General features: G+C 66.0%; 14 protein-coding genes and 1 tRNA gene. 5 read left to right on the forward strand and 10 right to left on the reverse strand.

Features of this window, described 5'->3' with window-relative positions; all coding sequences use genetic code 11:
- The first annotated feature begins 32 nt into the window (after positions 1–32).
- A complete protein-coding gene (locus ABIC90_RS06095) occupies positions 33–542 on the forward strand; it encodes a hypothetical protein (protein ID WP_354353179.1) in 510 nt (169 codons plus the stop codon).
- Between the two features lie 181 nt (positions 543–723).
- Here ABIC90_RS06095 and ABIC90_RS06100 read toward each other — a convergent pair whose 3' ends face one another.
- Positions 724–981: a transcriptional regulator gene (locus tag ABIC90_RS06100; RefSeq protein ID WP_354353180.1), complete on the reverse strand. Its 258-nt coding sequence runs from the start codon at positions 979–981 to the stop codon at positions 724–726.
- Between the two features lie 66 nt (positions 982–1,047).
- Here ABIC90_RS06100 and ABIC90_RS06105 point away from each other — a divergent pair, with 66 nt between their 5' ends.
- A complete protein-coding gene (locus ABIC90_RS06105) occupies positions 1,048–1,755 on the forward strand; it encodes a helix-turn-helix domain-containing protein (RefSeq protein ID WP_354353181.1) in 708 nt (235 codons plus the stop codon).
- A 256-nt stretch (positions 1,756–2,011) separates the two neighbouring features.
- Here ABIC90_RS06105 and ABIC90_RS06110 read toward each other — a convergent pair whose 3' ends face one another.
- On the reverse strand, positions 2,012–2,572 hold the full coding sequence (locus ABIC90_RS06110; protein ID WP_354353182.1) for a fasciclin domain-containing protein: 561 nt from the start codon (positions 2,570–2,572) through the stop codon (positions 2,012–2,014).
- A gap of 173 nt (positions 2,573–2,745) precedes the next feature.
- On the opposite strand from ABIC90_RS06110, the gene ABIC90_RS06115 reads away from it, so the two are divergent.
- The gene (locus ABIC90_RS06115; RefSeq protein ID WP_354353183.1) at positions 2,746–3,471 is read left to right on the forward strand and encodes an AP2/ERF family transcription factor; all 726 of its coding nucleotides are present in this window, start codon (positions 2,746–2,748) and stop codon (positions 3,469–3,471) included.
- A 104-nt stretch (positions 3,472–3,575) separates the two neighbouring features.
- Positions 3,576–3,806, forward strand: a complete 231-nt coding sequence (locus ABIC90_RS06120) for a hypothetical protein (RefSeq protein WP_354353184.1) — start codon at positions 3,576–3,578, stop codon at positions 3,804–3,806.
- A 161-nt stretch (positions 3,807–3,967) separates the two neighbouring features.
- On the opposite strand, the gene ABIC90_RS06125 is transcribed toward ABIC90_RS06120, so the two are convergent.
- The 6 genes from ABIC90_RS06125 to tolB all read right to left on the reverse strand — a co-directional run bounded on the left by ABIC90_RS06125 (position 3,968) and on the right by tolB (position 8,131).
- Complete coding sequence (locus ABIC90_RS06125; protein ID WP_354353185.1) at positions 3,968–4,285, reverse strand: hypothetical protein; 318 nt, start codon at positions 4,283–4,285, stop codon at positions 3,968–3,970.
- Between the two features lie 212 nt (positions 4,286–4,497).
- Positions 4,498–4,573: transfer RNA gene (locus ABIC90_RS06130), tRNA-Lys, on the reverse strand.
- A gap of 58 nt (positions 4,574–4,631) precedes the next feature.
- Positions 4,632–5,492, reverse strand: coding sequence for a tRNA threonylcarbamoyladenosine dehydratase (locus ABIC90_RS06135; RefSeq protein ID WP_354353186.1), 861 nt, complete (start codon positions 5,490–5,492; stop codon positions 4,632–4,634).
- A 19-nt stretch (positions 5,493–5,511) separates the two neighbouring features.
- Positions 5,512–6,261 carry a tol-pal system protein YbgF gene (gene ybgF / locus ABIC90_RS06140; protein WP_354353187.1) on the reverse strand — a complete coding sequence of 250 codons (750 nt, stop codon included), beginning with the start codon at positions 6,259–6,261 and terminating at the stop codon, positions 5,512–5,514.
- Positions 6,261–6,776, reverse strand: coding sequence for a peptidoglycan-associated lipoprotein Pal (gene pal, locus ABIC90_RS06145; RefSeq protein WP_354353188.1), 516 nt, complete (start codon positions 6,774–6,776; stop codon positions 6,261–6,263). The genes ybgF and pal overlap by 1 nt, the downstream gene beginning before the upstream one ends.
- A 35-nt stretch (positions 6,777–6,811) precedes the next feature.
- Positions 6,812–8,131, reverse strand: coding sequence for a Tol-Pal system beta propeller repeat protein TolB (tolB, locus tag ABIC90_RS06150; protein WP_436318171.1), 1,320 nt, complete (start codon positions 8,129–8,131; stop codon positions 6,812–6,814).
- Between the two features lie 162 nt (positions 8,132–8,293).
- Here tolB and msbA point away from each other — a divergent pair, with 162 nt between their 5' ends.
- Complete coding sequence (gene msbA, locus ABIC90_RS06155) at positions 8,294–10,078, forward strand: lipid A export permease/ATP-binding protein MsbA (protein ID WP_354353190.1); 1,785 nt, start codon at positions 8,294–8,296, stop codon at positions 10,076–10,078.
- Positions 10,079–10,097: 19 nt separating this feature from the next.
- On the opposite strand, the gene rng is transcribed toward msbA, so the two are convergent.
- Positions 10,098–11,624, reverse strand: a complete 1,527-nt coding sequence (rng, locus tag ABIC90_RS06160) for a ribonuclease G (RefSeq protein ID WP_354353191.1) — start codon at positions 11,622–11,624, stop codon at positions 10,098–10,100.
- Positions 11,625–11,631: 7 nt separating this feature from the next.
- On the reverse strand, positions 11,632–12,243 hold the full coding sequence (locus tag ABIC90_RS06165; RefSeq protein WP_354353192.1) for a Maf family protein: 612 nt from the start codon (positions 12,241–12,243) through the stop codon (positions 11,632–11,634).
- Positions 12,244–12,261: the final 18 nt, after the last annotated feature.

Consider the following 12,261-nt stretch of genomic DNA (forward strand, 5'->3'; position numbering starts at 1 on the left):
AACCCATCGAGCCCAACCAGGAGACACGCCGCATGCCGTCCGCTATCGAACTGGCCCAGGGTGACGAAAAGCTCATCGCGGCCATCCATCGCAGCCGCAAGCTGATCGGCCGCAAGGCCCTGATGTCGGCGGCCGCCAGCGCCATCCCCTTGCCCGGCGTCGACTGGGCGGCCGATGCGGCCCTGCTCTCGCGGCTGGTGCCGCAGATCAGCGCCGAGTTCGGGCTTTCGGTCACCCAGGTCGAAAAGCTCGCGCCGCAACAGCGCGAACGCATCCAGAAGGCCGCCACCACCGTGGGGGCGCTGCTGGTCGGCCGGCTGGTCACACGCGACCTGCTGATCCGGCTGGCCAAGCACGCCGGCGTGCGGCTCACTGCCAAGCAGGCCACCAAGTACGTGCCGATTGCCGGGCAGATCGTTTCCGCCGCGCTCGGCTACGCCGCCTTGCGCGCCCTGGGCGAGCAGCACATCAAGGACTGCGTGCGCGTCAGCGCCACGCTCGCTCTAGCGCCGCCCGCACCGCAAGCGACCGTCGGCGCTTAGCGTCGTCGAAGAGCACACAGGCAATCCACACCGCCCCGGCCAGGCCGAACAACGCCAGCCCGGCGACGGCGTGGTCGCCGTTCAGCAGTCCCAGGCACAGCGCTGCCGCGGACAGCAGCGCCAGCAGCGCGCACAGCACGCGGTCGAGCCACAGGCCCGACGACACAGCGCGACGCACCGCTCAGCCATCGATACGGGGCCATTTGAAGGGCGCCGGCGCAGCCGTCGGCGCGGGCGCGGCGACTGGCGATGCGGGCTGCACCGTCATCTGGTGCTCATAGGCGGCCAGCAGTGCCACGTAGTGGCGCGACATGATGTCGCGCACCTTTCCGAGGCCGATCTTGCTGACCGTGGGTTGCGGGATCCCGGTGCGCTCCTGGATCTGCATCTGCGTGAGGCCCATGGCCCTCAGCGCCAGTACCAACTCGCGTGGCTTCATTGACGACTCCCATTTTTATATTTTTGAGTCTAACTGCACTATTCTTCTGAGCTTAAATCGCGCACCATGGAGACTATTGCCAAACGAGCGAAAGCCGCGCGACTGCATGCAGGCCTGACCCAGAAACAGGCCGAGGCCCTCTCGGGCGTCAAGCAAGGGAGCATCTCGAAAATCGAACGCGGGGACACCACCCGCACCATGAGTCTGCTGGCGTTGTCGCGGATCTACCGCGCCGATCCCAACTGGATGGACACAGGCGACGGCCCAGCGCCCTGGGATCCGGTTCAGATCCGCAAGGCCCAGCACAACGCCAACGAGCCGGCGGCCATCTACCGCGTGGTTCGCGTGCCGCCGGAACTCCCCTGCTTTGCGCCGGGCACACCCGACACCGTGCCGCTCATTTCATGGGCGCAGGCGGCCAACTGGACCTCGGCGGGCAAGCAAAGCGCCGACCGCTGGATTCCCTGCGTCGCCCACCACAGCGACCAGACCTACGCGGTGCGCGTGGAGGGCGACAGCATGACTTCGGCGGATGGCGCGCTCAAGAGCTATCCCGAAGGCTCGATCGTCTTCGTCGACACCGAACTCCAAACGCCCGCCGACGGGGAGCGCGTTATTGCGCGGCTGACCGAGAGCAACAAGATCACGCTCAAGGAATTCAAGGACGACGACGACCGCCGCTGGCTGCTGCCGCTGAACCCGAAGCACGAGCCGATCCGCACCGCCTTCGTGGTGCTTGGCACCGTCATCGGAAAGTGGGAAGACGAGGACTGAGCCCGTCGCGGCAGCAACGCCTGCCGCCTGCGGCGCCAGCCGATCGTCGGGTGCGAATCAGGTCGCCGCGCCTGCGACCCGGGGGGAGCGCCAAACGATGCCGCGGCCATTCGCAACCGTTTCGCGCGAGGTCAGGTTGCGTACAGCTTGGCCCGGCATAGTCAAGTCTCTCCCTGTGACCTGCAATCCTCTCTGATCCTCCCTCCTCCAGCAGGTCACCTTCCAGCCCGCCTCGCGCGGGCTGTTTTTTTTCTGATTACTTGGGCAGCAGCACCTTGTCGACCACATGAATCACGCCGTTCGACTGGTACACGTTCGGGATGGTCACGGTCGCGGTACCGCCCTTTTCGTCGGTGAGGGTGATCTTGCTGCCCTTGCTCTTGGCGATGAGCGTGCCGCCGGCCACCGTCTTGAGTTCCGCGGAACCCTTGCCAGCCTTGATTTCCCTCATGAGTTCGGCCGCGTCGAGCTTGCCGGAAACCACGTGGTAGGTCAGCACGCCGGTCAGCACGTCTTTGCTCTCGGGCTTGAGCAGCGTGTCGACGGTGCCGGCCGGCAGCTTGGCGAAGGCCGCGTTGGTCGGCGCGAACACGGTGAATGGACCCGGGCCCTTGAGCGTGTCGACCAGGCCCGCCGCCTTGACCGCAGCCACCAGCGTGGTGTGGTCCTTGGAATTGACCGCGTTGTCGATGATGTCCTTGGTGGGCAGCATCGGTGCCCCGCCCACCATGACGGACGCTGCCATGGCCGAGTAAGCCCCGGCGGAAAGCGCGACGGCAAGGGTGACAGCGGCGAGGCGATGAAGTTTGCTCTGCATGGAGATGCTCCTGTTGACTGAGTACGCAGTCACGAAAATGCGTGACGGCTGCCTTCAATACGGCGCGCGCCCTGCAGCAGATTCGACTTCTGGCGAAAAGACCACTACCTCGGTGGGCTCGTAATCTACAGTTACTATAAGTAACTTGCACCCGATTACAGGACCGCACCAGCATGCCAAAGGGGATCCCCAACTCGCAGCAGATGTACGGCATCTACCGTCGGCCATGGGGTTTCGAGGTGTCCATCGTCCGAAACGGCGAGCGGCACCGCGCGCTGTTCGGCGAGGCCAGCCACGGAGGGCTGGACCAGGCGCTGCAGCACGCCCAGGCCTGGCGCGACGCGCTCGTTCAGCGCCTGCCGCCGCCCCTGCGCCGCGCACGGGCCCAGAAGCTGCGCGTGGACAACAAGAGCGGCATGCCCGGCGTGTTCCGACTGCTGGCGCCCAACGGCAGGCTCCTCGGATGGCTTGCAAAGACCTACATCGCCCACGACCAGATCCTGCGCGCCCTGTTTCCGGTCAGCGGCGCCGGCAGCGCCGCGCGATCCATGGCGGAGCATGAACGCGCCCAGCAGCTCAACCAGATGAAGGGGCGGGCCACGGTCCATCCGGCCGAAGAGGCGATCCGCAAGGCCCCGCCGCCCTCGACGGACGGGCTTGCGCCCAAGCGCTCCCGCTCCGAAGTCGTGCGGCGCACCAACACCAGCGGCGTCTCGGGCGTTGCGTTCAAGTCGCCCCGGCCCGAGCATCCCGGCTATTGGCTGGCCATGACTTACACCACCGGCAAAGGCACGACGAGCAAGGCGTTCTCGGTCGCCAAACACGGCTACGACAAGGCCAAGGAACTGGCGATCGCGGAACGCAGGCGTCAACTGGAAGACAAGCACGAGCAGTGTTGAGGCCCGATTTCGAGCCTGCGGTGCACACGTCTGTGTCTTTTCGTACAGCCGACGGCTCCGTCCGTCTACAGCGAGCAGCACGCTGAGATGAAGAATCGGTCGCCATGATGGCTCTCGATGATCCCGAACCGCACGGCCTTGCCGCCCAGATCGCTCTTGCGGCCGAGTGGCGCCGGCGCGCACTTCGCGGCGACCGGGACGCGCGCGGCATCGCGCACGCGCTCGAAGTGGAAGTGCGGCGGCTGCGCGGCCATGCCCCCGCCGCGAACCATGATCTGGACACGCGCCACCTCGAACTGCGGCAGCCCGCCCGACCGTGGTGGCGGCCGTGGTGAGCTGAGGCCCAGGCTCTCTCGGCAATTCAAGCCAGTGCTACCGGCACTCGCCCTTCATGGGTGAAGTGCGCGGTTGCGGCGCATCGGTCTCCCCGTTTGGTGCAGCACCGGCGAAGCGGTCTGCGGGTGCAGTTCTATCGCCCAGTGCCGATCAAGCCGGCTCAGTTCCGGCGGCGGAATCGGGCAAGCGAGCGCCAGTCGGGCCGCGATTCACGGTTGGCATAGGCCAACGCGACCAGCCCGAGGCCGGCAGCCGCTGCGGCGCCCCAGGCGAATGCGGGATTGCACAGCAGGCGGGTGATCGCCGACCGTGGCTTGGCATTGCCGGCGGCGTCCACGCCGGTGGCAGCGCGTTCCAGCGGCGAGACGGCGCGCAGGGTGTTGGGGTTCTCTTCGTCTTCGAGGACGGCCCTGGAAATTTCGAGGGGCGTGAGTTCGTCGGGGGTGGGGCTTGTAGGGGTGGTGTCGTTGGCGCGCATGAAAAGCTTTTCCTCGCAGGTTGATCTTGAGGACCAGCTTCTCCTACCCGTGAGCCCAACTCGTACAGCCGCCAGCGGGGATCGGCGTAGGTCGATGGCGCATCGATGGCGGTTGCCCGGGCGCCGCATTGCATCGGCAAGACCTCAGAACACCCAAAAGAAAAAAGCCGGCTCTCGAAATGAGAGTCGGCTTTCTTGCGGATGCGGGGTTCTGGTAGGACGTACTGGATTCGAACCAGTGACCAACGGATTAAAAGTCCGCTGCTCTACCAACTGAGCTAACGTCCCGGAACCATTTTTTTCTTCTTCGATGTTTTGCCGGTGTTGAACCCGGCAAAGCCTAAGATTATAGCGCGGCGTTGCTCGCGATTTTGTCGAGCACCCAACCTGCCGCACATTGTCCGAAGGTCGCGGTCACGCTTACCACCGAGCCGTAGCCGTGGCAGTTGAGCGAACCGTCGCCTTCGATCGCGCAGGACGCATCGGGCGGTGCAACGCTTTCGCGGCTGAAAACGCAGGTGACGCCGATCTTGCGACCTTCACGCGGCGCGCCGTGGTCCTTGCGCAGCCGCTGTCGCAGTTGTGCCAGCAGCGGGTCGTGCGTGACGAGCGAGAGATCGTCGATGTCGACCTTGTGCGCCAGCCGCTTGCCGCCCGCCGCACCGACCGTGACGAAGGCCGCGCTAGAAGTGCTGCGAGCATCTCGTGCCCATGCAGCCATCGCGAGCTTGGCCTTCACCTGGTCGCAGGCATCGATGACCGCGGTGGCCGGACCGTTCGCAGCCTCGGCCGCATCGAGCAATGCCGTCCAGTTGCCGGGCTCGACGAATTCGTCGATTGCAAGCGCCTTGGCGTCGGGGTTGATCTGCGCAATGCGATCGCGCATGGCCTCCACCTTGGCCTGGCCGACGGTCGAGTCGAGTGCGTGGATCTGGCGGTTGATGTTCGATTCCGACACGTGGTCCAGATCGACCAGCGTGAGCCGCCCCACCCCACTGCGCGCCAATGCCTCGACCGCCCAGGAGCCCACGCCCCCGATGCCGACGACAAGTACATGGGCGTTGCGGATGCGCACGGCGCCGGCCACGCCGTAGAGGCGCTCGAGCCCGCCGAAGCGGCGCGCAAAGTCAGGCGCCGCGGTGTCGGTGACGACATCCGCGGCGGCTGGTGTGAACGCTTCAGTGAAAGAACCGGAAGTTGCGCTCAAGCGGATGACTCCGCCCGCATCAACGCAGGCGCGAGAGACGCTCGCGGCCGGCCTGTGCCGCTTCGGACTGCGGGTAGGCCTTGGCCAGGTCTTCCAGCGTGCGGCGTGCCGCGCGCGTGTCCTTCAGTTCGATCTGGCAATTGGCAATCGACAGCACGGCCTCGGGCGCCTTGGCGTGGTCGGGTGCCAGCGAAAGCATCGAACGGAAATTCGCAATGGCTTCGTTGTAATTGCGCGTGGCGTACTGCGCATTGCCGAGCCAGAACAACGCCGAGGCGTTGTAGCCGCTTTGCGGGTAGCGTTTGACGAACTCTGCAAAGGCGGTTTGCGACTGCGCGAACTGGCCCGAGCGGAACACGCCGAGCGCAGCCTCGAAGTCTGCTTTTTCCTTGGGGTCGGCCGTGAACTCGCGGCCGTCGACGCTCACCTTGGACGGCTCGTTCTGCCTGAGCTTGTCGTCGATGGTGGTCTGGCGCGATTGCATTTCGCTCAGCGTGCGCGTGAGCTGCTCGTTCTGGCCGGTCATGCGGGCCAAGTCACCGCGCATCTGTTCGATCTGGTTCTGCAGATCGAGCAGGCTGCGGCGCAGCTGGCCGTTTTCGTCGTTGAGCCGCTGGTCGGTTTGCTGGCGCATGGCCTCGACACGCTGGCGCAGATCGAGGATGGCGCGGCGCGCCTCGTCATCCTCGAACAGCGCGGCTTGCGACCCCGCCGAGGCGCAAAGCAAGGCGGCAGCGAGTGCCGCGCCCCGCATCAATGCGCGTGGCATCACCGGGTGTAGCGGATTTCAGCGCGGCGGTTTTGCGCCCACGCCTCTTCACCCGCGCCCTGGACTGCCGGCTTTTCCTTGCCGAAGCTCACGGCTTCGATCTGGCTGTCGCTCACGCCCAGAAGGGTGAGTGCGCGACGGACGGCTTCGGAGCGCTTCTGGCCGAGTGCCAGGTTGTACTCACGGCCACCGCGCTCATCGGTATGACCTTCGATCGAAATGCGACGCTGCGGCGAAGCCTTCAGGAAACGGGCATGACCGTCGATCAGCGCCTGGAACTCGGGCTTGACCGTGTAGCTGTCGTAGTCGAAGAACACGATGCGATCGACGCCCACCGGGCCTTGCGCCGTGCCTGCGTTCGGGTCGATGGTGACCGGTGCCACGGCGCTTGCGCCGCCTTGCTGGCCCGCAGAACCGCGACCGTCGGTCACAGGCGTGTCGGTCAGCTTGGTGCCCGACGAGCAACCGGCAATAAGGGCCACGATGGCCAGGGAATAAATAGTGCGCTTCAACATTTATCGAACTCCTCAATTAACTCAAATAGATCTGATCATTGCTTCTGAAACGGACCCCAGTCCGGTTCTCTGATGTCTCCCGCCTGTCCCGCCAGGCGTGCCTTTATTTTTCCGTCGAGCGTGGTCGTCATCAGCGCCTCGCGGCCTTGGAGGCGCGTTGCATAGACGATCAGCTTGCTGTTGGGGGCAAAACTCGGACTCTCGTCGGCGGTGGTGTCGGTAATGGCCGTCACGTTGCCGCTTGCCAACTCCATCACGTGGAGTTTGAAGGCACCGCCCACACGCGAGATGTAGGCCAACCACCGGCCATCGCCGCTGATGGACGGAGAAATGTTGTAGGTGCCGCTGAAGGTCACGCGTGTCGGATTGCCTCCGCTGGCACCCATCTTGTAGATCTGGGGCGCGCCGCCGCGGTCGCTCACGAAATAGATCGTGCTGCCGTCGGCAGAGTACACAGGCTCGGTGTCGATGCTCGCGCTCTGGGTCAGGCGCCGTGGCTCGCCACCGGCGGCCGGGATGGTGAACAGCTGCGAGCCGCCGTCGCGGCTGAGCGTGACGGCGAGCGAGGCGCCATCGGGCGCCCAGGCCGGCGCGCTGTTGGAGCCCTTGAAGTTCGCCAGCAGGCGGCGCTGTCCACTTGCCACGTTGTGCACGTAGACCACGGGCTTGCGCGATTCGAAGGACACGTACGCCAGTTGCTGTCCGTTGGACGACCAGCACGGCGAGATGATGGGCTCGGGGCTGGCCAGCGCGGCCTGCGCGTTCTCGCCGTCGGCATCGGCCACCCACAGCGAGTAGCGGCTGCCGCCCTTGGTGACGTAGGCGATGCGGGTCGAGAAGATGCCTTTTTCGCCAGTCAGCTTTTCATAGACGTAGTCGGCGATGCGGTGCGAAGCGAGGCGAAGGTCGCCCTGCGGAACGGTGTAGCTCTGGCCGCCGAGGTCTTGCCCCTTGACCACGTCCCACAGGCGGAACTTCACATCGAAGCGCCCGTCGGCCAGCCGGGTGACGCTGCCCACCACCAGCGAGTCGGCGGTGCGCTGGCGCCACAGCGACAGGTCGGGGCGGGAAGCCTCGTCCAGCGCCTGGCCGGAAGCATCGACGCCGCGGAACTGGCCGCTTCGCTCGAGGTCGGCCTGGACGATCTCGGAGATCTTCTGCGGCGAGGAATCCTGTCCCTTGAAAGGAACGAGCGCGATCGGCAATTGCGTCAGCCCCACGCCCGACACCTCGACCCGGAACTGGGCAAGGGCAGGAAGCACGGGGGTGGCAGCAAGGGCCGCAATGAGCGTGCGGCGTGCAAATAGCGATGATGAAGAAGGAGTTGGAATAGGAGCTGTCAACGGCTTGTTCATGCGGTTCGGAGAGGTTTTCGGACAGAAAGTTTCAGTCCGACGCAACGGGCCACATGTTACACACTGGCTTGGCGCCCCCGTCACAAAACGTTTATCCGGCGATGCGGTCCTACATCGGCCCTCCCCAAGGCCTCTTCAGGGCGGCCCGTAGAATCCGCCGCCATGCAAGCATCCCCTGGCAGCGAGACCGCGCGCCCTCCCCTGATGCGCCGTCTGGCGCGTCTCATGACCTGGTTCGGCAGCTCTCGCAAATGGTGGGCCGTGGGGCTTTGCGGCGCGATGCTGGCGGCGATCACCGAGCCGCTGATGGCCGCTCTCTTGAAGCCGCTGCTCGACCGGGGCTTCACCCGCGGCGAGATGCCCCTGTGGTTCGTGCCCGCCGCCGTGCTGCTGCTGTTCGCGGTGCGCGGCATCGCGCAATTCATTTCGCAATACGCCCTCTCGCGCATCGCCAACGAGGGCATGCAGAAGCTGCGCCGGGTGCTGTTCGAACGCCTGCTGGGCGCCGAACTCGCGCTCTTCACGCGCCAGTCGGCCAGCGCCCTGTCGAACACGGTGGTGTACGAGGTGCAGACCGGCGCGATGCTGCTGGTGCAGGCACTGCTCGGGCTCTCGCGCGACGGCTTCACGCTCATCGCGCTGTTGGGCTACCTGGTCTATCTGAACTGGAAGCTGACGCTGATCGTCGCCTTCCTGGTGCCGAGCATCTCCTGGATCATGAAGGTGTTCTCCAAGCGGCTCTACAAGCTCACCCAGCAGGGCCAGCAGGCGACCGACGAGCTGGCCTACGTGGTCGAAGAAAACGTGCTGGCTCACCGCGTGGTGCGCCTGCACGGCGCCGAGCAGGCCCAGGAGCAGCGCTTCGAGCAACTGAGCCAGCGCCTGAACCGCCTGGCCGTCAAATCCACCATCGCGCAAGCAGCCACCACCCCGCTCACGCAGATGATGGCCTCGCTCGCGCTGTCGGTGGTGGTCATGATCGCCCTCTGGCAAAGCGGCAAGCAAGGCTTCACCGTGGGCGGATTCGTCGCCTACATCACGGCCATGCTGATGCTGATCGCGCCCATCCGGCGTCTGGCCGAAGTGGCCGGGCCCATCACGCGCGGGCTCGCCGCGCTGGAACGCGGGCTGATCCTGGTCGACGAGGTCGCGCCCGAGTCGCAGGGCAGCTTCAAAATCGCGCATGCCGAAGGCCACATCGAACTGCGCAACGTGCAGGTGAGCTACCGCGGCGACGACGAGCAGCGCGCCCTGGACGGCGTGAGCCTGACCATCGAGCCGGGCCAGGTGGTGGCCTTCGTCGGGCCTTCGGGGTCAGGCAAGACCACGCTGGTCAACCTGTTGCCGCGCTTCGTGCAACCCAGCGGCGGGCAGGTGCTGCTGGACGGGCACGACACCAGCGAGTGGCAATTGAAGAGCCTGCGCGCCCAATTCGCGATGGTGAGCCAGGACGTGGTCATGCTCAACGACACGCTGGCCGCCAACGTGGCGCTGGGCTCCGAAATCGACCGCGAGCGCGTCAACGAATGCCTGGTCGCCGCCAACCTGAGCGTCCACGTCGAAAGCCTGCCGCAGGGCATGGACACCGTGCTGGGCCACAACGCCACGCAGCTCTCTGGCGGCCAGCGCCAGCGGCTCGCGATTGCGCGTGCGCTCTACAAGAACGCGCCCGTGCTGCTGCTCGATGAAGCCACCTCGGCGCTGGACACCGAATCGGAGCGGCTGGTGCAGGACGCCCTGCAGCGCCTGATGCAGAACCGCACCACGCTGATCGTGGCGCACCGGCTCTCGACCATCCAGCATGCGGACCGCATCATCGTGATGGAACAAGGCCGCATCGCCGAGCAAGGCAGCCACGCGCAGTTGATGGCGCTGGACGGGCTCTATGCCCGCCTGCAGACGCTGGCGGTGCGCAGCGCCACGCCGGGACAAGACCCGACGCTCTGAGGCTGCGAGCCGTTCTCGGTCAGAGCAGCACGATGTCGTACTGCCCCTGTCCGATGGCGGGCTCGGACTGCAGCGAAATCGGCTTGCCGATGAAATCGCTCAAGCCCGCCAGGTGCTGGCTCTCTTCGTCGAGGAACAACTCGATCACCTGCGGCGACGACACGATGCGGAACTCGCGCGGCGTGAACTGCCGCGCCTCGCGAAGGATCTCGCGCATCACGTCGTAGGCCACGCTGCGCGCAGTCTTCACGATGCCCTGCCCGCCGCAGGCCGTACAGGGTTCGCACAGCATGTGGGCCAGCGATTCGCGCGTGCGCTTGCGCGTCATTTCCACGAGGCCCAGTTGCGAAAAGCCGCCGGCCGTGGTCTTGACGCGGTCCCGCGCCAGTTGCTTGCGAAATTCGGCCAGCACCTGCTCGCGATGGTCGTCGCGGGCCATGTCGATGAAGTCGACGATGATGATGCCGCCCAGGTTGCGCAGCCGCAGTTGCCTTGCAATCGCCTGCCCCGCCTCGAGGTTCGTCTTGAAGATGGTGTCGTCGAAATTGCGCGCGCCGACGAAGCCGCCAGTGTTCACGTCCACCGTGGTGAGCGCCTCGGTCTGGTCGACCACGAGGTAGCCGCCCGACTTGAGTTCGACGCGCCGGCCCAGCGCCTTGGCGATTTCCTCGTCGACCGAGTACAGGTCGAAGATCGGACGCTCGCCCTTGTAGTGCTGCAGCTTGCCCGCCGCCTGCGGCATGAATTCGAGGCCGAACTTGAGCAGCACCTCGAACTGCTCGCGCGAGTCGATGCGGATGGTCTGCGTGTCCTCGCTGGTCATGTCGCGCAGCACGCGCTGCAAGAGGCTCAGGTCCTGGTGCAGCAGCGACATCGCAGGCAGCTTGCTCGACGCATCACGGATGCGCGACCAGGTCTTGCGCAGGTAGCCGATGTCTTCGGCCAGTTCGGCGTCGGACGAGTCTTCGCCGTTGGTGCGCAGGATGAAGCCGCCGGTGTTGACCGGCACCACGCCGCCGCTCTCTGCAGCAGCCGCCGCCTCGATCAGCGTGAGCATGCGAGTGCGCAGCGACTCGCGCTGCTCCGACGGAATCTTCTGCGACACGCCGATGTGGTTGTCCTGCGGCAGGAACACCAGCAGCCGGCCCGCGATGCTGATCTGCGTCGAGAGCCGCGCGCCCTTGGTGCCGATGGGGTCCTTGATGACCTGCACCAGCAGCGACTGCCCCTCGAACACCTGCTTCTCGATGGGCACCATCGGCCCGCCGTTGCGGTGGTCCCGCTCGGGCGCCGGGGCGCTGGGCCGCGAGCCCGGGGTGAACGGCGCCACGATGTCGGCCACGTGCAGGAAGGCGGTGCGCTCCAGGCCGATGTCGATGAAGGCCGACTGCATGCCCGGCAGCACGCGCGAAACCTTGCCCAGGTAGATGTTGCCGACCAGCCCGCGCTCCAGCGTGCGTTCGACGTGCAGCTCTTGCACCGCGCCGTGCTCGACCAGCGCCACACGGGTCTCCTGCGGGGACCAGTTGATCAGGATGTCTTGCATGGAATTCTCAAGTATTGAAACCGGCCAGACCTGAATCGCAAAGCAGTTGCGCGGTCTCGAACATCGGCAGGCCCATGATGCCCGAATAGGACCCGCTGATGTGCTCGATGAACGCAGCCGCCGCACCCTGAATGGCATAGGCCCCGGCCTTGCCGATCGGCTCGCCGCCCGCGGCATAGACGGCGATCTGCTTCTTCGTGATCGCGGCGAACCGCACGCGCGACACGCTGAGCGCCGCATGGCGGCGGCGGCCGTGCTGCAGCGCCACGGCGGTCAGCACGCGATGGGTGCGGCCGGACAGCAGCGCGAGCATGCGCTCTGCATCGCGCGCATCCTCGGGCTTGCCGAGGATGGTGCGGCCCAACGAGACGGTGGTGTCGGCGCAGAGCACGGGTGCGTCAGCCAGGCCGAGGCGTTTGCGTCGGGCGACAGCCGCATCGAGCTTGAGCGCGGTGACGCGCTGCACATAGGCCGTCGGCGACTCGTTGGGCAGCACCACCTCCAGCGCCTCCGCGTCTTCGTCGGGACCGGCCAGCAGCAGTTCATGGCGAACGCCAAGCTGGCCGAGCAATTGCGCGCGGCGCGGGCTTTGCGATGCGAGATAGATGAAGTCGGGCAAGTTCAGGTCTCCGTGATG

It is taken from the genome of Variovorax boronicumulans, assembly GCF_040544675.1.
Classification (GTDB): domain Bacteria; phylum Pseudomonadota; class Gammaproteobacteria; order Burkholderiales; family Burkholderiaceae_C; genus Variovorax; species Variovorax boronicumulans_D.